The sequence below is a fragment of the Kluyvera sp. CRP genome (assembly GCF_019930565.1).
Taxonomy (GTDB): Bacteria; Pseudomonadota; Gammaproteobacteria; order Enterobacterales; family Enterobacteriaceae; genus Kluyvera; species Kluyvera georgiana_A.
Window position 1 is genome coordinate 3,496,087 of sequence record NZ_CP082841.1, and the last position, 17,213, is coordinate 3,513,299.

Consider the following 17,213-nt stretch of genomic DNA (forward strand, 5'->3'; position numbering starts at 1 on the left):
TTTATTCTCGCCGTACGTGAGCACGGGAGACAGATAAGCCGCCTTAACCGGCAGCAAGAAGAATAAATAGAGGAATTGCTCCGATATTGTAGCGAGGATTTGCTATTAATCTAGTCAAAAAAAAGGGGGCGTGCCGCGGAAGGTGGCAACCTGTTTTATCAACTGCTATTGTGCGTAGCAGATAAACCGGTAGCGATACCGGTACGATGATTAACAGGAGTTAACGATATGTTCACTGGTATTGTGCAGGGCACGGCAAAAATCGTGTCCATTGATGAAAAACCTAACTTCCGCACCCACGTCGTGGCGCTGCCGGAACATATGCTGTCTGGCCTTGAGACCGGCGCCTCAGTGGCCCACAACGGCTGCTGCTTAACGGTCACGGAAATTAACGGCGACCAGATTAGCTTCGACTTAATGAAAGAGACGCTGCGCATTACCAACCTGGGCGATGTCAAGGTGGGCGATCTGGTTAACGTCGAGCGTGCGGCGAAATTCAGCGATGAAATTGGCGGCCACTTAATGTCGGGTCATATTATGACCACTGCGGAAGTCGCAAAAATTCTGACCTCGGAAAACAACAAGCAGATCTGGTTTAAAATCCAGGATCCATCGCTGATGAAATATGTTTTGTATAAGGGTTTTATCGGGATTGATGGCATTAGCCTGACCGTTGGGGAAGTGACGGCGACTCGCTTCTGCGTGCACCTGATTCCGGAAACGCTGGAGCGTACCACGCTGGGTAAAAAACGCCTTGGCGATCGCGTGAATATCGAGATTGATCCGCAAACTCAGGCGGTTGTCGACACCGTAGAGCGCGTGATGGCGGCAAAAGAAGCCGCGGTGACCCAGGCGATTGCAGAGTAAAAGAAAACGCCTGCACCACACGGTGCAGGCGTTGAAGTACTAGCGCGCGACGCGCAGACCGTGTTCTACCCCTCGGGAGAACATCACCTGCCATAGCTGAATATCCCGCGCGCGGAACGCGCCCGCACAGGCGTTGAGATAGTAGCTAAACATTCGCTTGAATCGTTCAGAATAGTTGTCCGCGATTTCCGGCCAGCAGGCGAGGAAACGCTCGTACCAGGCCATCAGCGTGGTATCGTAATCAGCGCCGAAGTTATGCCAGTCTTCCATCACAAAGTGAGGCTCGCTGGCGACGGCAATCTGGCGAACTGAGGGTAAACAGCCATTCGGAAAGATGTATTTGTTGATCCACGGATCGACATTGTTGTCGGTCTTCTTCGAACCAATGGTGTGCAGTAAGAACAGACCATCGGGCTTCAGATTGCGGTCGACGACGTTGAAATAGGTGTCGTAGTTTTTCGGGCCCACGTGCTCGAACATTCCCACGGAGACGATACGGTCGAACTGATCGTTGAGGTCGCGGTAATCCTGAAGCAGGATCTCCACATCCAGCCCTTCACAGCGCGCCTGCGCCATTTTCTGCTGTTCGGCGGAAATGGTAACCCCTTTGACGCTAACCCCGTAGTTTTTCGCCATAAAGGCGGCTAAACCACCCCAGCCGCAGCCGATATCCAGCACGCGCATTCCCGGCTTCAACTGCAACTTCTGGCAGATGAGGTCGAGCTTGGCCTGTTGGGCTTCTTCCAGCGTTTTGGCTTCTTTCCAGTAGCCGCAGGAGTACTGCATAAATGAATCAAGCATGCGGCTGAAAAGATCGTTGCCAAGGTCGTAGTGTTCTTTGCCAACCTGCCAGGCGCGTCTGCGGCTCTGGAGGTTAAACAGACGAGCGCCGGCAACGCGCAGCGTATCTTTGAAATGGTGCGGAAGTTGATTTTCTAATCCGGCGCGCAGCACCTTGTCGAAGAAGATATCGAGACGGTCACATTCCCACCAACCGTCCATATAGCTTTCGCCAAGGCCTAACGAACCTTCTTGTAAAACACGTTTGAAAAGACGCGGATTTCTGACTTGAATATCGCAGGAGGCATTGCCGTTGATTTCAATACCTGCTCGGTTTAGCAGCTCGCTAACGATGCGATACCAGTCGTCGTCCGGTACACTTACTTCTTCTATACACGATGAGCTCATAGCTTCTCCATCCCGACCTGATGATCAGAACCTTAAAACAGCGTAGACGCTTTTTTCTGGTTTGTGAGAAATGTCACGAAAAATTCGTGAGCCTGCTATCCGACGTAGCACAGAGGAAGGGAAGAACCCCTTGCCGAAAGCCAATCCATGGTTTAACGGGAAGCTATCCTGCTCCCGCTTAATTAGTTTAATGTATATTAATTATGTGATGCCGATCCAGTATAGGACGCTAAGTGTATTGATTCAACTAAAAACTTAGCGCCCTAATCATTTCTTATGGCATTGATATGAGTGATGTTTAGGCGTGGGAACTCGCGTGCTCATTTTGACGTTCAGCACGACGTGCAGAGCGCTGCATGCGGTAGCCAATGCCGGCGAGAACCACGGTGACCAGCATCACGCTCGTGGTGGTCAGCAACGGTGTTGCAATCAGCGTTGAGACCGCCAGGCTTGCCAGGAAGCACAGCCCCAACTGCAACGTGTTCTGTAGCGCGGCAGCTCGGCCAGTTGCCTGTGGGAAGGGCTTCAGCGCCTGCGCAACGACAATGGGATAAATCGCCCCGTTGGCGGTTGCCATGATGCAGAAGGGGATCAACAGCGCGGTCAGGGAGACGCCTTCCGCGAGGCCGACGCCCCAGGTCCCGATAACGCTAAGCGCAAAGAGCACCAGCAGCCACGGCAACATTTGGCTACCCTGCCATTTTTGCAGCGCCGCGCGACAGCCATAGCCGCCAATCAGGAAGGCGATGGTTTGCGGTACATAGCTCAGACCAATCACCGTCGGGCTGTAGCCCATTTCATGCAGAATAAATGGCGAACCGGTCAGCCAGGCGAAAAAGCTGGCGGAGCAGGCGGCGTAAATCAGCACGTTGCCGCGGTAGTCCTTACTGCGCAGCAGACGTAAAAACGTGAGCTTCTCTTCACTGGCGACGTTTTTATTGTGGGCAGGCTTCAGGCGCAGAGCGGGCAGCATCAATACCAGGGTAATGATAAACAGCGTTGCGAAGATGGCCTGCCAATCAAAGTGGGCCAGCAGCCAACTGCCGAGCAGCGGGGCCAGCGCAGGTGACAGGCCGACCAGCGGCATAATGGTCGCAAAAATACGGTTGGTGCGCTGAGCGGGATAATAATCGGTAACCATGGCTTGCCAGGTCACCGCGGCGGCGCAAACGCCAACCGCCTGCACGAAGCGCAGCACCAGTAGGGTGGTACCATCGCGAACCCACAGCATGCCAAGGCAGCCGATGGCAAAAATGGTCAAACCGGCCAGCAGGATCGGTTTACGGCCATAGCGGTCAGACAGCGGCCCCCACAGTAGCTGCGCCACGGCGAAACCCGCGAGGAACAGACTCAGGCTCGCGCTGACGGCGGATGCCGGCGTTTGCAGGTCTTGCTGAATGGCGGCGAACGCCGGTAGGTACATATCGGTAGCCAGGAAGCCCAGCACGCTCAGTCCCGCGAGCCAGACTAAAAATCCTTTCCCAGGTTGCATAAATTGCCTTTTTTATCGTAGTTCACACTGTGCCGCTGAGTGTAGAGAGTGCATTCCCGGTTGTGAAACGCTAATATTTGAGGCATGGATTCAAATTTTTTGCAGGCAGAAAATGTGGTCTGAATATTCTCTGGAAGTGGTTGATGCGGTCGCGCGCAACGGTAGCTTTAGCGCCGCGGCGCAGGAGCTACACCGGGTGCCCTCTGCAGTAAGCTATACGGTGCGACAGCTTGAGGAATGGCTGGCGGTGCCGTTGTTTGAACGTCGCCATCGGGATGTTGAATTAACGCCTGCGGGAGCATGGTTTCTCAAAGAAGGGCGTTCTGTTATCAAAAAAATGCAGATCACCCGTCAGCAGTGTCAGCAGATTGCCAACGGCTGGCGCGGCCAGCTGGCGATTGCCGTTGATAACATCGTGAAACCTCAGCGCACCCGTCAGCTGATTGTCGATTTTTATCGCCACTTCAGCGACGTCGAACTGATTGTCTATCAGGAAGTGTTTAACGGCGTCTGGGATGCGCTGGCGGATGGGCGCGTGGAGCTGGCGATTGGCGCGACGCAGGCCATCCCGGTTGGTGGCCGTTTTGCCTTTCGCGACATGGGCATGCTCAACTGGCACTGCGTGGTGGCCAGTACGCATCCGCTCGCGAAGATGGATGGGCCGCTGAGCGATGACGTGCTGCGCAACTGGCCGTCGCTGGTACGGGAAGACACCTCACGGTCGCTACCCAAGCGAACGACCTGGCTGCTTGATAACCAGAAGAGGGTGGTGGTGCCGGACTGGTCGTCGTCGGAGACCTGTATTTCTGCCGGACTTTGTGCGGCGATGGTGCCGGGACATCTGGCGCAGCCGTGGCTGGAAAGCGGAGAGTGGGTTGCGCTGGAACTGGAGAATCCGTTCCCGGATGCAGCCTGTTGTCTGACCTGGCAACAGAGCGAAGCGTCGCCGGCATTAAGCTGGCTGCTGGAATATTTGGGGGATAGCGAGACGCTAAACGATGAGTGGCTACGGACGCCCGTTCAGGACGCCCACAGTTAACCCTTAACGACGGTAATCGCGATACGGGCCGTCGGCCACGGAACGTCGCTCGATCAGGCGCGGATGCACCTCAATCGACTGCGACTCTTCGCGCTTGCTGACGATACGATCCATCAGCATATTGAAGGCCGTCTCACCAAGTGAGTCTTTCGGCTGATGAATGGTGGTCAGCGCCGGGGTAAAGAAACGTGAGTTACGCACGTTGTCATACCCGATCAGCGAAATATCCTGCGGCACGCGCAGCCCCATTTCATCGGCGGCGCAAAGCGCGCCCATGGCCATGATGTCGCCGCCACAGAAGATAGCGGTAGGGCGCGGGTGCTGGGAGAGAATCTGTTGCATAGCGCGATAGCCAGACTCCGGCTCGAAGTCACCCTGGACTATCCAGTTTGCCGGAACATTGATTTGCGCTTCTTCCATGGCCTTCATAAAGCCAGCCAGGCGTCCTGCGCCGGTGTTACGTTCCAGCGGGCCAGGAATGACGCCGATATCACGGTGGCCGCGTTCGATCAGATAACGTCCCGCCATATAGCCGCCTTCGAAGGCGTTGTCGATGACCGAGTCGGTAAAGTCGGCTTTGGCTTCGCCCCAGTCCATCACCACCATTGGAATATGGCGATACTCTTCCAGCATTGAGAGCAGGGATTCCGGATATTCGGAACACATCACCAGCAGGCCATCAACGCGTTTTTGCGCCATCATTGACAAGTAGGCGCGTTGTTTCTCGAGATTGTTCCACGCGTTGCCAAGGATCAGGGTATAGCCCTTCTGGAAGCAGTTTTTCTCAACGGCTTCGATAATTTCAGCAAAGTAGGCCGCTTCGCTGCTGGTCGCCAGCAAACCAATCGATTTGGTGTGGTTGACCTTCAGGCTACGGGCAACGGCGCTTGGCGAGTAGTGCAGCTCTTTAATCGCTGCCCACACCGCTTCCCGCGTCTCTTCGGCGACAAAACGCGTTTTGTTAATTACATGTGATACGGTTGTAGTGGAAACGTTTGCGCGCTTCGCTACATCTTTAATTGTTGCCATTCCATCTCACTCCAGACCCTGGCCTGCCCCTGATAAACTCGAAACGAAAACGTTTGCCTTTATACACCCTGACGCAATTTTGTGGATTGCGGTTCGCCAGGAAAACGATACAGGACGACAGGAGGGGGTCAATGGCCGGTACGCTTATAAATAAGCGTCGAATTTTGACGTATCCGGACGCAAAGTGGAAGAGCAAAAACCAACATCCTGCTAAATCTGTGAAGATTTTTACGATTATCTGTGCAAAAATGAGTGAGCTCAGTTTTGCTGTGGTCATAAAAAGGAGAAAAATTGATGAGTACCGAACTTAAGATGTCACTCACCACGACCGTTATTGTGCTGGCGTTGATCGTCGCCGCTGGACTTACCGCTGTTCTGCATTGATTCTTCCATGAGGGGGCGTTCGCGCCCTCATGTCTGATTGTTAGCAAATTAGCAATAATCTTTTGCTGTTTTGTACACTTCTGCTTTTCTGTGATTAATGTCATGCTTTTGCCCTATATTGCCATGCCGCGTCTGTCGTGCGGCCAATCGGAGCTTTTGCATGAAAATCAATTTTCCCTTACTCGCGCTGGCCATTGGGGCTTTTGGCATAGGGACCACCGAATTCTCGCCGATGGGGTTACTGCCGGTCATCGCAAAGGGCGTTGACGTCTCGATCCCGGCTGCCGGTATGCTGATTAGCGCCTATGCGGTTGGCGTGATGGTCGGTGCGCCGCTGATGACGCTGCTGCTTTCTCATCGTGCCCGCCGCAACGCGCTGATCTTTCTGATGGCCATTTTTACCCTTGGCAACGTGCTGTCGGCCATCTCGCCGGACTACACCACCTTAATGCTGTCGCGCATTATTACCAGCCTGAACCACGGTGCGTTCTTTGGCCTGGGTTCAGTGGTAGCGGCAAGCGTGGTGCCGAAACATAAGCAGGCCAGCGCGGTGGCGACGATGTTTATGGGTCTGACGATCGCCAATATTGGCGGCGTGCCGGCAGCAACCTGGCTGGGTGAAACAATCGGCTGGCGTATGTCGTTCCTGGCGACTGCGGGACTGGGGATTATCGCCATTATCGGTCTGTGGTTGTCCTTGCCGAAGGGGGGGGCGGGTGAAAAACCTGATGTGAAACGTGAACTGTCGGTGCTGGTGCGCCCACAGGTGCTTTCCGCACTGCTGACCACCGTACTCGGCGCTGGCGCGATGTTTACGCTTTACACCTATATCTCACCGGTGTTGCATACGATCACGGATGCGACGCCGGGCTTCATTACGCTGATGCTGGTGCTGATTGGCGTTGGGTTCTCTATCGGTAACTACCTCGGTGGCAAATTTGCTGACCGTTCAGTCAGCGGCACGCTGAAGGGGTTCCTGCTGCTGTTAATGGCTATCATGCTGGCCATACCGTTCCTTGCGCAAACACAGGTCGGTGCCGCGTTCAGCATGGTGGTGTGGGGCGCGGCAACCTTCGCCGTGGTACCGCCGTTACAGATGCGTGTCATGCGTGTGGCGCACGAAGCGCCGGGGCTGTCATCTTCGGTCAATATTGGGGCGTTTAATCTGGGTAACGCGTTGGGTGCGGTGGCCGGTGGGGCGGTGATTTCCGGTGGACTGGGCTACAGCTTTGTGCCGGTGATGGGGGCGATTGTCGCCGCGCTGGCCCTGCTGGTGGTGTTCATGAGCGGCCGTCGTCATGGTGAAGAGGCCTTCGCCAGCCAGTAACAAAAAAACGCAGAAGGCGTTTCCCTCTGCGTTAATCAATCAAACCCGGCGAAGCTTTGCGACGCTGGGTTTTTTGCTACTTATGCTGACAGATTTTCAGCTACGAATGCCCAGTTAACCAGAGCCCAGAAGTGCTCGAGGTAGTTCGGACGCGCATTGCGGTAGTCGATATAGTAAGCATGTTCCCACACGTCAACGGTCAGCAGCGGCTTGGCGTCGGTCGTCAGCGGAGTGCCCGCGTTAGAGGTCGACACGATGGCCAGAGAGCCGTCTGCTTTCTTCACAAGCCAGGTCCAGCCAGCGCCGAAGTTTTTCACAGCGGCATCGGTGAACTGCGCTTTGAACTCTGCGAAGCTGCCGAAGGATTTATTAATGGCTTCTGCGACAGCACCGGTCGGTTCGCCACCGGCATTTGGCGCCAGGCAGTGCCAATAGAAAGTGTGGTTCCAGACCTGAGCTGCGTTATTGAACACGCCGCCTTCAGAAGTGCGCACGATCTCTTCCAGCGTTTTACCTTCAAACGCGGTGCCTTTGATCATGTTGTTCAGGTTGGTAACGTAAGTCTGGTGGTGTTTACCATAATGATACTCGAGCGTTTCCACGGAAATATGTGGAACAAGAGCGTCTTTGGCATACGGTAATGCAGGTAATTCGAACGACATTGCTACTCTCCTTTTATTATTGTGTACTCTCAATAACCCTGTATTGAGTATGGATAGAGTAGCAAATTAAAAGGTGAGAGAAAAGATAAGCTTACCCCGTTTATTAACAAACGGGGTAAGTGATTAACGAATGGTCTTCGGGGTCACCACGCGGCGGGCGCCAACGTAATGGCGGACCCAGTAATCTTCGCTGAGCGAGGTAATCTGAATATCCTGACCGGTACGCGGCGACTGAATGAATTTGCCGTTACCGACATATACGCCGACGTGATCGGCGGTGCCGCGGCCTTGGGTACGGAAAAAGACTAAATCGCCGCTTTCCAGTTCACTACGGTTCACCGGGCGGGCATCGCGTAAGTGATACATTTCGTTCGCGGTGCGGGGAATGCGGATATTTACCAGGTCTTTATACGCATAGTAAACCAGGCCGCTGCAATCGAAGCCTGTACGCGGTGAGTTCCCCCCCCAGCGGTAAGGTTTACCCAACTGACCCATCAGTTTGTTCATCGCGGTTTTCTGCGCTTTCTGGACACGAACCTTGTGTGCCTGCGCAATCGTGGTGGGTTGTGTTTCTACCGGGCTAGTGGTGCAGGTTTTCTTATGGCCTTTACGCGTCGTCTTACAGGTGGTCACCACGTTGGCGGTTTTGCGAGAGGTGGGGGCCGCTTTTTTAGCGACAACCGATGTGGTTTTTTTCTTCGTAACGGTAGTGGCGGTCTTTTTCTTGGTGTTGGATTTGCTGACCGTATTCTTTTTCTTACGTTCGCTGCCTTTTACGGGAAGCGACTTTTGCGCCGTGGGTGTTTTGGCATGCCCTGTAGCATGCGCCAACGGCGTGAAGGATAATGATGTAAACAACAATGCACAGAGCGTGAACGACCATTTTTTTATCTGCGCCACTGAACAACCCTCTGAGTATGCAGGCTAAATATCCTTGCCTGGGTATGGTTTACAAAACTCAACGATTCTAATCCATAAAAACACGAAATGTTAATAGTGTTTTTCACTCTAAAACGCTGTTTCGTTAGCAAGTGCAAAAAAAAACATCATTTGATACAGGTTCAGTTAAAAAATGAACAAGTTTTTTATCCGCCTGCCGATAAACACATATTTATAAGGCAACTTCTCTCATCAGACGATAAAATAGTAAGGCGTGAATAAAATGTTATTTTCTGTTCAGGCCGCAAAACGCTACAATGGTGGACTACTGCCGTAAAAAGAAGTTTGAGGAAGCAAGACAATGAGCGAAACAATTGAAAAAATTCAGCGCCAGATCGCTGAAAACCCGATCCTGCTGTACATGAAAGGTTCCCCGAAGCTGCCAAGCTGTGGCTTCTCTGCGCAGGCCGTTCAGGCACTGTCTGCCTGTGGCGAACGCTTTGCTTATGTTGATATCCTGCAGAACCCGGACATTCGTGCGGAGCTGCCAAAATATGCCAACTGGCCGACATTCCCGCAGCTGTGGGTTGACGGCGAGCTGGTCGGCGGTTGCGACATCATCATTGAAATGTATCAGCGTGGTGAATTGCAGCCGCTGATCAAAGAAACCGCAGCGAAATATGCGGAAGAGCCGAAAGCAGAGTAATTGGCTAACAGGCACTGAAACAAAAAAGCGACCCATGGGTCGCTTTTTTTATGCCGCTACTCGTCAGCCGCGATGGGCAACGGCCAGCCGCCCAGGCGCTTCCAGCGGTTGACGATTTCACAAAACAGGATCGCCGTCTGCTCGGTATCGTACAGGGCAGAGTGGGCCTGGCTGCTGTCGAAATTCATGCCCGCAGCGATGCAGGCTTTAGACAACACCGTTTGCCCCAGCGCCAGCCCGCTTAGCGCGGCGGTGTCAAAGGTGACGAAGGGGTGAAACGGGTTGCGCTTAAGCGAGGCGCGATCGGCTGCGGCCATCATAAAGCTGTGATCGAAAGTGGCATTGTGCGCCACCATAATCGCGCGGTTGCAGTCGCTGTCTTTCATGCCTTTACGCACCATTTTGAAGATGGCATGCAGAGCATCGTATTCGCTTACCGCGCCGCGCAGTGGATTATTGGGGTCGATGCCGTTAAACGCCAGTGCTTCCGGTTCGAGGTTGGCACCTTCAAACGGCTCAACGTGGAAGTGTAACGTGGTGTCCGGCATCAGCCAGCCTTGCTCATCCATTTTCAACGTAATTGCCGCTATTTCGAGCAGGGCATCCGTTTTGGCATTGAATCCGGCAGTTTCCACATCGATGACTACAGGATAAAACCCACGAAAACGGTCGCATAGACCATTAAGTTGCGCATTGTCGGACATCAGAATCTCTTAACTCAGAAAAAGTAGCGCGCATTATGGCAAATTTTGCCGCGGCTTGGAAAGGCGGGTAAAAAACGGGTGCGCTCGCGCACCCGAGGAGAATCAGTTGCCGAGACCTTTACCGGCATCTTTTTCTTCGATCAGTTCGATTTTATAACCGTCCGGATCTTCCACAAACGCAATCACCGTGGTGCCGCCTTTTACCGGGCCAGCTTCACGGGTTACGTTGCCGCCGTTCTGGCGAATGCGTTCGCAGGCTTCCGCGGCGTTATCAACGCTGAGGGCGATATGGCCATAGGCCGTACCCAGCTCGTATTTATCCACGCCCCAGTTGTAGGTCAGCTCGATCACCGCTTCGTCGCTCTCTTCGCCGTAACCGACAAATGCCAGAGAGTACTTGTATTCGGTGTTTTCGCTGGTGCGCAGCAGCTTCATGCCCAGAACTTTGGTGTAAAAATCAATGGAGCGTTGCAGATCGCCGACGCGCAGCATGGTATGCAGTAAACGCATGATATCCCTCGTCCTTACTTATGAATAATCTCACTAGTATAGCGGCGGAACGCCGCCGCTATCAATGCAGGATCACAGCGTAGGATAATCGGTGTAACCTTCCGCACCGCCGCCGTAGAAGCTTTCCGGGCGCTGCGGGTTGAGCTCGGCTTTGCGCTGCAGACGCGCGACCAGGTCCGGGTTAGCGATATAGTCGCGGCCAAAGGCCACGGCATCGATTAATCCTTTTTCAATGAGCGCTTCCGCTTTTTCTGGCGTATAGGCGCCCGCACCGATAATCGGGCCGTGGAAACGGGCACGTACTTTTTCGCGGAACGCGTCGCTGTACGGCACGCCGCCGGCCCAGTCAGGTTCGGACATGTGCAGGTAAGCAATGCCGCGTTTACCCAGTTCTTCAATCAGATACAACGCATCGGCTTCTTCGTTCGGGCCGTTGTCGACGTTCTGGAAGGTGCCGATTGGCGAGACGCGGATACCGATACGCTCGGCACCCCATTCCTTAATACCGGCATCAACCACTTCCAGCACCAGGCGGGCGCGGTTTTCAACGCTGCCGCCGTACTGATCGGTACGGTGGTTAGAGGAAGGAGAGAGGAACTGGTGCAACAGGTAGCCGTGCGCAGAGTGCAGCTCTACCAGGTCGAAACCGGCTTCACGCGCGTTGGCAATGGCCTGACGGAAATCGTTGACGATCCCCGGGATTTCTGCGGTTTCCAGCGCGCGTGGCATCGAGGTATCGACGCGAATCGCGTGGCCATTTTCGTCACGCAGCGAGGTACGGGTATTGGCGCTCAGCGCAGACGGTGCCACCGGGGCTTCACCGTTTGGCTGCAGGCTGTTGTGCGAAATACGACCGGTGTGCCACAGCTGAACGGCGATACGTCCGTCTTCGGCGTGAACGCCAGCGGTGATTTTCTGCCAGGCGGCAATCTGCTCTGGGCTGTGAAGACCCGGAGCGCCCTGGTAGCCTTTCGCCTGAGCGGAAATCTGAGTGGCTTCGGTGATAATCAAGCCAGAGCTTGCACGCTGGCGATAGTATTCCGCCATCAGCGGAGTAGGAATGTCGCCCGGTACAATGCTGCGCAGGCGCGTCAGCGGGGCCATAAACACGCGGTTCGGGGCGGTAACCGCACCCACTTTCAGTGGGGTAAACAGTTTTTCTTGCGACATGGTGACTCCTGAGTAGACCGGTCGTCTAGTGGTATAGGAAATAAAAACGCCGGGATCACTCCGGCGTGGCAATCAGATTCCTGACGTGCGTCAGCGCGCTTTCCAGCGGTGCCGAGCTGCGCGAAATTTTCGCCTGCAGGTTCGCCCCCAGCCACAGAGAGTAGAGCACCTGGGCTGTGGTTTCGGCTTCGCCGTTGAACGTCAGGCAGCCTTCACGGCGGCCATTTTCCAGCGCTTGCGCCAGCAAAACCATAATCTGGCTGGCGCCTTTATTCATTTCAGCGCGCATATCTTCGGAAAGATCGCACACTTCAGCAGAGAGCTTCACGGTCAGACAGCCGCTAATCAACCCCTGCTGGCAAAACTGTTCGAGCGTGTGCTGGTAGTAGTTCAGCAGGCGGTCGCGGTAGTTTCCCGCGCCTTGCGTAAAGTGCTGCACCAGCCGCTGGTGATAGTCGGCAAAATGCCGGTCCAGCATGGCCACGCCAAACGCCTCTTTTGAACGAAAATAGTGATAAAACGAGCCCTTAGGCACTTCTGCCGTTTTCAGGAGTTCGCTCAGACCCATTCCGGTAAAACCGCGGTGCATGCAAAGACGCTCGCCGGTAGCCAGAATGTGTTCACGGGTATCATGTTCAATCGATTTGCTCATGATAGGCACTGTAATAGACCGATTGGTCTAATGCAAATGAATTTTTGAAAATGCCGTCTGGCGCGCATCAAACGGGAGAAAAGTTGCGCCCGCTGAATTAAACGTCTTCAATGAAGGGATGACGAGGTAAATAGGGGGCTAAGGTGGCGGAGCAACTGGAGTTCTTCCCGGTTCAAAGTCCGTGCCGGGGAATTTGTCAGTCGGATGAACGCGGTTTCTGCCGTGGCTGTTTTCGCAGCCGCGATGAGCGTTTTCACTGGCAGAATATGAGCGATGCGCAAAAACAGGAGGTGCTGCGGCTGTGCCGTCAGCGGCTACTGCGCAAATTGCGCGCAGGTAAAGCGCCCGACGCGGAAGAACCTCAGCAGCCCTCACTGTTTTAAGCGCAAAAGTGCGTATACTCGATTGATATTTTTTCATTGAGGAAGTGGTTATGGTTCAACGTATTACCCTGGCGCCTCAGGGCCCGGAATTTTCACGTTTCGTGATGGGCTACTGGCGTCTGATGGACTGGAACATGTCCCCGCGCCAGTTGGTGAGCTTTATTGAGGAACACCTGGATCTCGGCGTGACGACCGTCGATCACGCGGATATTTACGGTGGCTATCAGTGCGAAGCGGCGTTTGGTGAAGCGCTGAAGCTGGCGCCGCATCTGCGCGAGCGCATGGAAATTGTCACCAAGTGCGGTATCGCCACCACCGCCAAGCCAGAGCATGCGCTGGGTCACTACATTACCGATCGTAACCACATCATTCACAGCGCTGAGCAGTCGCTGCGTAACCTGGCGACGGATGTGATCGATCTGCTGTTGATTCACCGTCCGGACCCGCTAATGGATGCGGATGAAGTGGCGCAGGCGTTCACCGCACTGCACCAGAGCGGCAAAGTACGTCATTTCGGCGTCTCTAACTTTACCCCTGCGCAGTTCGCGCTGCTGCAGTCGCGTCTGCCCTTTACGCTGGCGACGAATCAGGTTGAAATTTCGCCGATTCACCAGTCTACGCTGCTGGATGGCACGCTGGATCAGCTGCAACAACTGCGTATCCGTCCGATGGCCTGGTCATGCCTGGGGGGCGGTCGTTTATTCAATGACGAGGAGTTCCAGCCGCTGCGCGATGAGCTGGCGAAGGTGGCAAATGAACTGAATGCGGGCAGCATCGAGCAGGTGGTCTATGCGTGGGTCATGCGTCTACCGTCGCAGCCGCTGCCGATTATCGGTTCCGGCAAAATTGAGCGCGTGCGCTCGGCGATCGTTGCGCAGTCTCTCGACATGACGCGCCAGCAGTGGTTCCGCATTCGTAAAGCCGCATTGGGTTACGACGTTCCGTAATCATTACCTTCATAGCCCGGCGTCGCCGGGCTATTTTTTCTTTACGCCGTTTGCTCGGTCAGCGTGCCGGGAGCCGGCGCAGTCTCAAGCTGCGAGAGTGAGCAATACAGTCGCCAGAGAATCGATGCCAGCTCCGCCGCCGCTGGCTGGTGGTGATGGGAGAGGGTTTGGCAAATGCGCTGGAGTTCTTCAAGCGTGGCGGCCAGCGGGCGTTGCTGAACGCCGCGCTCACTCATGACATCACGCAATAAGCTAATGCACATATCTCGTACCTGAGAGAGCGGGTCCGATCGTGATTCCCAGCCGCGCAGCTGCCAAACCACATGCGAACAGTTCAGCAGTACCACCCCCCAACGCAGCAGCCAGCGCCGTGCCTGCTCATCCTGGCTAGTACTCAACTGACTGACGTGATGGTACACCAGCGATTCGAACTCGTGCTCGCTGCTGGAAGGGTGACGACTGAGTTGGTCGACGAAGTGACGGCGTAACGCACGAATATGGCGGCGACTTTTGCGCGCGTCTGACGCGGGCGTCAGCACGGCGAAAGCCAACCATGCCAACCCCACACCGATAATTTTCGCCAGGTTATCATTGAGAAAATCGCCAAAATTGTAAACCGGTGGGTTGGTGACGGCGATAAACGATCCCATGAAAACAATCAACGAGCCCCATAGCCGCGCCTGTTTCGGCATTTGCAGCTTTAACAATTGCATCGTCAACAGCAGCGGGAACAGGAACAGCATGAACTGCCACAGGTCGCTGATTTGCACCATCAGGCCAAACTTGACGCCGAAGCTGAAGATGGACAGCAGAATCAGCGTACGCATCAGCAGCGTCAGTGAACTGAACGGCGAGGGGACGTTAGAGTAGAGCACGCAGCAGATGGCGGCCAGCGTCAGCGCTGCCGCGCCGGACTCCCACTGCGTGCTGATGCTCAAGGCTCCCACGCTGACGAGGGCAAAAAAGGTGCGAATGCCACTCCAGGCCGCTTCGGCGTGGTCAGTGTGACGCATCAAGGCGGGGGCGGCGGGAACGTTAAATTCGCTGACCGCGGTCGCATTTTGCAGCCGTAACAGCCAATGGCTGGTGGTCAGATAGAGACGGCAAAAATAGCGGAGCCGGCTCCAGAATGCATGATGTCGGTAGTCCTGCGGATCGCTGGGCGCCAGCGGGGCGATAATACGTGCGACGGTGTAGGCATCGCAATCGGGTCTGGCCAGCGCCTGCAACAGTGATTCCAGTACCGGACGTAAATTCTGCGGCGCGTTGGGCCAGTTGAGCATCAAGCGGCGCAGGCTGGAAATCACACTGGTCAGACGCAATTGCTGATGGAGTAGATAGTTTAATAACGTATTCTGCCGACGCAGGCGATAGTGGCTCCAGAACGCCTGGATACGCAGTAGATTCATGGTGAGGATCTGTGCGATAACGCTCTGGTGTGCGCTGCGAATGGCGTCGGTGGTGACGGGCTGCCACAGCATACTGGCGTGTTCCAGCAGCCGCGCGTGCATATTTTTTAGCGCGCTAAGCAGCGTGGTGCCATCGGAGGTGCTGGGTAAAATCATCATCATCAGCCCGCCGCTTAAAATACCGACGATCACCTCACAGACGCGCGCCTGGGCAATTTCCCACAGCTTCGTGGCGTCGACGACGTTAATCATCGGGAACGCGATAATGGCGCAGGTATAGCCCGCGAGCTGAAAGGCATAGGCAACGTTGTTGGTGTACATCGCGCACGCCCAGGTGCAGAGCGCGAGCCAGCCGGACATTGCAAACAGAAACAGCCATGGGTCAGTCAGCGTATGTCCGCCGATAATCAGCGCGGCGCCAGCCCCCAGCAGACTGCCGGCAATACGTCCGAGGCTTTTGCTGATGACTCCGCCGACGGTCGGGAAACTCACCACGGCTGCGGAGGTCATTGCCCAGTAGGGTTCATCAAGATCCAGCCAGTAGGCGAAACTCAGCGCCAGGCACATGGCAATAGCGTTACGCAACGCATAACGCCATTGCGGCGGCGTCGCTTTAAACCAGGGCAGTGACTGCCAGGTCAACGCCGGAAAGGTCATTGTCGGTCACTCATGATTGAGACGGTACAGGTGGTGCCTGCGACCAGTACCGTGTCAGCCGGCAGCGCGCCTAAATCTATGCGCACCGGTACGCGCTGGGCCAGACGTACCCATGGGATGGTCGGTTTGATATCTGCAACCAGCTTGCCGTCAGTGGCCAGACTCTGGTCGTGGATCGCGCGGCCAATGCTGGATACGTGACCCTGTAACTTTTTGTCATCGCTATACAGAACAATATCGGCGCGGTCGCCTTCACGGATATGGCGAAGCTTAGTCTCTTCAAAGTACCCGACGACATAGAAGGAGTGGCTATCAATCAGCGCGAAAACCGGGTGACCGACGGCGGCATAGTTACCGACGCGCGTCGTGAGATTGGTGACCCAGCCGTCAACGGGGGCTTTGACCTCGGTTTGCGATAGCTGCCAACGTGCGTGCTCCAGTTCAGCTTTGGCGGCGTCAGCATTAGCCTGCGCCACTTTTAGCGCGATGTTGACCGTATCGATATCTTCGGCAGAGATAAAGTTTTGCGACAGACCACGACGGCGCTCAACTTCATGTTTTGCCCGCAGCAGGTCCGACTGAGCTTTCGCCACTTTTGCTTCCGCATTCATGATGGCGATTTTCCACGGCGTCGGGTCTATCTGAAACAGCACGTCGCCGGCTTTGACGTACTGGTTATCCTTGATGTTCAGACTCAGAATACTTCCCGATACCTGCGGCGTGATATCAACCTGCTCAGCGCGGATTTTTCCATCGCGCGTCCACGGTGACTGCATGTAGTAATTCCACACCATCCAGACGGCAATAATGGCCAGGGCAGCAATCAGCAGCGTTGAGAAATATTTTAATTTTTTCATTGGATTAAATCACCACATGACCAACAGTAGCAGCGCAAGGCAGACCGAGAGCGCAAAGAAAGAGAGATCCATTAATAGCGGATGCCAGATATCGCCAGCGTACATCCAGTCGCGTAACAAACGGTGCAGAATCAGCCAGAAAAGGAAGCCGAGAAGGACAGCCTTAAATACAGGTGGAAAATAAATTGAAGCACCGACGACGAGGTCTTGTAGAGGCAGTCCCGGTATGTGGAGAGTCAGCTTCACAAGCAGAAATCCTTTGCAATTGAAGAGTTATAGCTCGATAGTGTGTCGTGTTTTGACATAAAATCACATGATTTGAAACAGTGTAAAGCATAGATCTGGTTTGCG

General features: G+C 54.7%; 19 protein-coding genes. 7 read left to right on the forward strand and 12 right to left on the reverse strand.

Annotation, left to right across the window (positions count from 1 at the left end; translation table 11 throughout):
* Positions 1–228 precede the first annotated feature (228 nt).
* Positions 229–867 carry a riboflavin synthase subunit alpha gene (locus K7B04_RS16565; protein WP_163447451.1) on the forward strand — a complete coding sequence of 213 codons (639 nt, stop codon included), beginning with the start codon at positions 229–231 and terminating at the stop codon, positions 865–867.
* A gap of 39 nt (positions 868–906) precedes the next feature.
* On the opposite strand, the gene cfa is transcribed toward K7B04_RS16565, so the two are convergent.
* Together cfa and punC are read right to left on the reverse strand one after the other, a co-directional pair.
* Complete coding sequence (cfa, locus tag K7B04_RS16570) at positions 907–2,055, reverse strand: cyclopropane fatty acyl phospholipid synthase (RefSeq protein WP_163447452.1); 1,149 nt, start codon at positions 2,053–2,055, stop codon at positions 907–909.
* Positions 2,056–2,353: 298 nt separating this feature from the next.
* Complete coding sequence (gene punC, locus K7B04_RS16575; protein WP_163447453.1) at positions 2,354–3,547, reverse strand: purine nucleoside transporter PunC; 1,194 nt, start codon at positions 3,545–3,547, stop codon at positions 2,354–2,356.
* Between the two features lie 112 nt (positions 3,548–3,659).
* Here punC and punR point away from each other — a divergent pair, with 112 nt between their 5' ends.
* Positions 3,660–4,586, forward strand: a complete 927-nt coding sequence (gene punR / locus K7B04_RS16580) for a DNA-binding transcriptional activator PunR (RefSeq protein ID WP_163447454.1) — start codon at positions 3,660–3,662, stop codon at positions 4,584–4,586.
* A 3-nt stretch (positions 4,587–4,589) separates the two neighbouring features.
* On the opposite strand, the gene purR is transcribed toward punR, so the two are convergent.
* On the reverse strand, positions 4,590–5,615 hold the full coding sequence (purR, locus tag K7B04_RS16585) for an HTH-type transcriptional repressor PurR (protein ID WP_064545731.1): 1,026 nt from the start codon (positions 5,613–5,615) through the stop codon (positions 4,590–4,592).
* A 294-nt stretch (positions 5,616–5,909) separates the two neighbouring features.
* Between purR and K7B04_RS16590 the strand changes: the two genes are divergently transcribed.
* Both K7B04_RS16590 and K7B04_RS16595 read left to right on the forward strand, forming a co-directional pair.
* Positions 5,910–5,999, forward strand: a complete 90-nt coding sequence (locus K7B04_RS16590) for a YnhF family membrane protein (RefSeq protein ID WP_163447455.1) — start codon at positions 5,910–5,912, stop codon at positions 5,997–5,999.
* Positions 6,000–6,159: 160 nt separating this feature from the next.
* A complete protein-coding gene (locus tag K7B04_RS16595) occupies positions 6,160–7,326 on the forward strand; it encodes an MFS transporter (protein ID WP_223802529.1) in 1,167 nt (388 codons plus the stop codon).
* 80 nt (positions 7,327–7,406) lie between these two features.
* Here K7B04_RS16595 and sodB read toward each other — a convergent pair whose 3' ends face one another.
* Together sodB and K7B04_RS16605 are read right to left on the reverse strand one after the other, a co-directional pair.
* Entirely contained in the window at positions 7,407–7,988 is a 582-nt protein-coding gene (gene sodB, locus K7B04_RS16600) for a superoxide dismutase [Fe] (protein WP_163447457.1), read from the reverse strand.
* Positions 7,989–8,111: 123 nt separating this feature from the next.
* The gene (locus K7B04_RS16605) at positions 8,112–8,888 is read right to left on the reverse strand and encodes a C40 family peptidase (RefSeq protein ID WP_223802530.1); all 777 of its coding nucleotides are present in this window, start codon (positions 8,886–8,888) and stop codon (positions 8,112–8,114) included.
* A gap of 340 nt (positions 8,889–9,228) precedes the next feature.
* On the opposite strand from K7B04_RS16605, the gene K7B04_RS16610 reads away from it, so the two are divergent.
* A complete protein-coding gene (locus tag K7B04_RS16610) occupies positions 9,229–9,573 on the forward strand; it encodes a Grx4 family monothiol glutaredoxin (RefSeq protein ID WP_035896299.1) in 345 nt (114 codons plus the stop codon).
* Between the two features lie 56 nt (positions 9,574–9,629).
* Here K7B04_RS16610 and rnt read toward each other — a convergent pair whose 3' ends face one another.
* From rnt to K7B04_RS16630, 4 genes are all read right to left on the reverse strand, one after another.
* Positions 9,630–10,277: a ribonuclease T gene (rnt, locus tag K7B04_RS16615; RefSeq protein WP_163447459.1), complete on the reverse strand. Its 648-nt coding sequence runs from the start codon at positions 10,275–10,277 to the stop codon at positions 9,630–9,632.
* Positions 10,278–10,379: 102 nt separating this feature from the next.
* The gene (gloA, locus tag K7B04_RS16620) at positions 10,380–10,787 is read right to left on the reverse strand and encodes a lactoylglutathione lyase (RefSeq protein WP_043000807.1); all 408 of its coding nucleotides are present in this window, start codon (positions 10,785–10,787) and stop codon (positions 10,380–10,382) included.
* Positions 10,788–10,859: 72 nt separating this feature from the next.
* Positions 10,860–11,957 carry an alkene reductase gene (locus tag K7B04_RS16625; RefSeq protein ID WP_163447460.1) on the reverse strand — a complete coding sequence of 366 codons (1,098 nt, stop codon included), beginning with the start codon at positions 11,955–11,957 and terminating at the stop codon, positions 10,860–10,862.
* A gap of 55 nt (positions 11,958–12,012) precedes the next feature.
* Complete coding sequence (locus K7B04_RS16630; protein ID WP_223802531.1) at positions 12,013–12,609, reverse strand: TetR/AcrR family transcriptional regulator; 597 nt, start codon at positions 12,607–12,609, stop codon at positions 12,013–12,015.
* 143 nt (positions 12,610–12,752) lie between these two features.
* On the opposite strand from K7B04_RS16630, the gene K7B04_RS16635 reads away from it, so the two are divergent.
* Together K7B04_RS16635 and K7B04_RS16640 are read left to right on the forward strand one after the other, a co-directional pair.
* Positions 12,753–12,992 (forward strand): DUF1289 domain-containing protein, encoded by a 240-nt coding sequence (locus K7B04_RS16635; protein ID WP_064545717.1) that lies wholly within the window; start codon positions 12,753–12,755, stop codon positions 12,990–12,992.
* Positions 12,993–13,042: 50 nt separating this feature from the next.
* Positions 13,043–13,939, forward strand: coding sequence for an aldo/keto reductase family oxidoreductase (locus tag K7B04_RS16640; RefSeq protein WP_223802532.1), 897 nt, complete (start codon positions 13,043–13,045; stop codon positions 13,937–13,939).
* A gap of 41 nt (positions 13,940–13,980) precedes the next feature.
* Here K7B04_RS16640 and K7B04_RS16645 read toward each other — a convergent pair whose 3' ends face one another.
* The 3 genes from K7B04_RS16645 to K7B04_RS16655 are packed head-to-tail and all read right to left on the reverse strand — an operon-like array spanning position 13,981 to position 17,108.
* Entirely contained in the window at positions 13,981–16,005 is a 2,025-nt protein-coding gene (locus tag K7B04_RS16645) for an FUSC family protein (RefSeq protein WP_223802533.1), read from the reverse strand.
* Entirely contained in the window at positions 16,002–16,862 is an 861-nt protein-coding gene (locus K7B04_RS16650; protein WP_167575952.1) for an HlyD family secretion protein, read from the reverse strand. The genes K7B04_RS16645 and K7B04_RS16650 overlap by 4 nt, the downstream gene beginning before the upstream one ends.
* Positions 16,863–16,871: 9 nt before the next feature.
* Positions 16,872–17,108 (reverse strand): DUF1656 domain-containing protein, encoded by a 237-nt coding sequence (locus tag K7B04_RS16655; protein WP_223802534.1) that lies wholly within the window; start codon positions 17,106–17,108, stop codon positions 16,872–16,874.
* Positions 17,109–17,213 lie beyond the last annotated feature (105 nt).

Excerpts from the sequence above, each read along its gene's own strand:
- K7B04_RS16625 (WP_163447460.1), bottom strand. The coding sequence starts at position 11,957 with ATGTCGCAAGAAAAACTGTTTACCCCACTGAAAGTGGGTGCGGTTACC.
- K7B04_RS16650 (WP_167575952.1), bottom strand. The coding sequence starts at position 16,862 with ATGAAAAAATTAAAATATTTCTCAACGCTGCTGATTGCTGCCCTGGCC.
- K7B04_RS16565 (WP_163447451.1), top strand. The coding sequence starts at position 229 with ATGTTCACTGGTATTGTGCAGGGCACGGCAAAAATCGTGTCCATTGAT.
- K7B04_RS16630 (WP_223802531.1), bottom strand. The coding sequence starts at position 12,609 with ATGAGCAAATCGATTGAACATGATACCCGTGAACACATTCTGGCTACC.
- purR (WP_064545731.1), bottom strand. The coding sequence starts at position 5,615 with ATGGCAACAATTAAAGATGTAGCGAAGCGCGCAAACGTTTCCACTACA.
- K7B04_RS16610 (WP_035896299.1), top strand. The coding sequence starts at position 9,229 with ATGAGCGAAACAATTGAAAAAATTCAGCGCCAGATCGCTGAAAACCCG.
- K7B04_RS16590 (WP_163447455.1), top strand. The coding sequence starts at position 5,910 with ATGAGTACCGAACTTAAGATGTCACTCACCACGACCGTTATTGTGCTG.
- K7B04_RS16640 (WP_223802532.1), top strand. The coding sequence starts at position 13,043 with ATGGTTCAACGTATTACCCTGGCGCCTCAGGGCCCGGAATTTTCACGT.
- cfa (WP_163447452.1), bottom strand. The coding sequence starts at position 2,055 with ATGAGCTCATCGTGTATAGAAGAAGTAAGTGTACCGGACGACGACTGG.
- K7B04_RS16645 (WP_223802533.1), bottom strand. The coding sequence starts at position 16,005 with ATGACCTTTCCGGCGTTGACCTGGCAGTCACTGCCCTGGTTTAAAGCG.
- punR (WP_163447454.1), top strand. The coding sequence starts at position 3,660 with ATGTGGTCTGAATATTCTCTGGAAGTGGTTGATGCGGTCGCGCGCAAC.
- gloA (WP_043000807.1), bottom strand. The coding sequence starts at position 10,787 with ATGCGTTTACTGCATACCATGCTGCGCGTCGGCGATCTGCAACGCTCC.
- punC (WP_163447453.1), bottom strand. The coding sequence starts at position 3,547 with ATGCAACCTGGGAAAGGATTTTTAGTCTGGCTCGCGGGACTGAGCGTG.
- sodB (WP_163447457.1), bottom strand. The coding sequence starts at position 7,988 with ATGTCGTTCGAATTACCTGCATTACCGTATGCCAAAGACGCTCTTGTT.
- rnt (WP_163447459.1), bottom strand. The coding sequence starts at position 10,277 with ATGTCCGACAATGCGCAACTTAATGGTCTATGCGACCGTTTTCGTGGG.
- K7B04_RS16595 (WP_223802529.1), top strand. The coding sequence starts at position 6,160 with ATGAAAATCAATTTTCCCTTACTCGCGCTGGCCATTGGGGCTTTTGGC.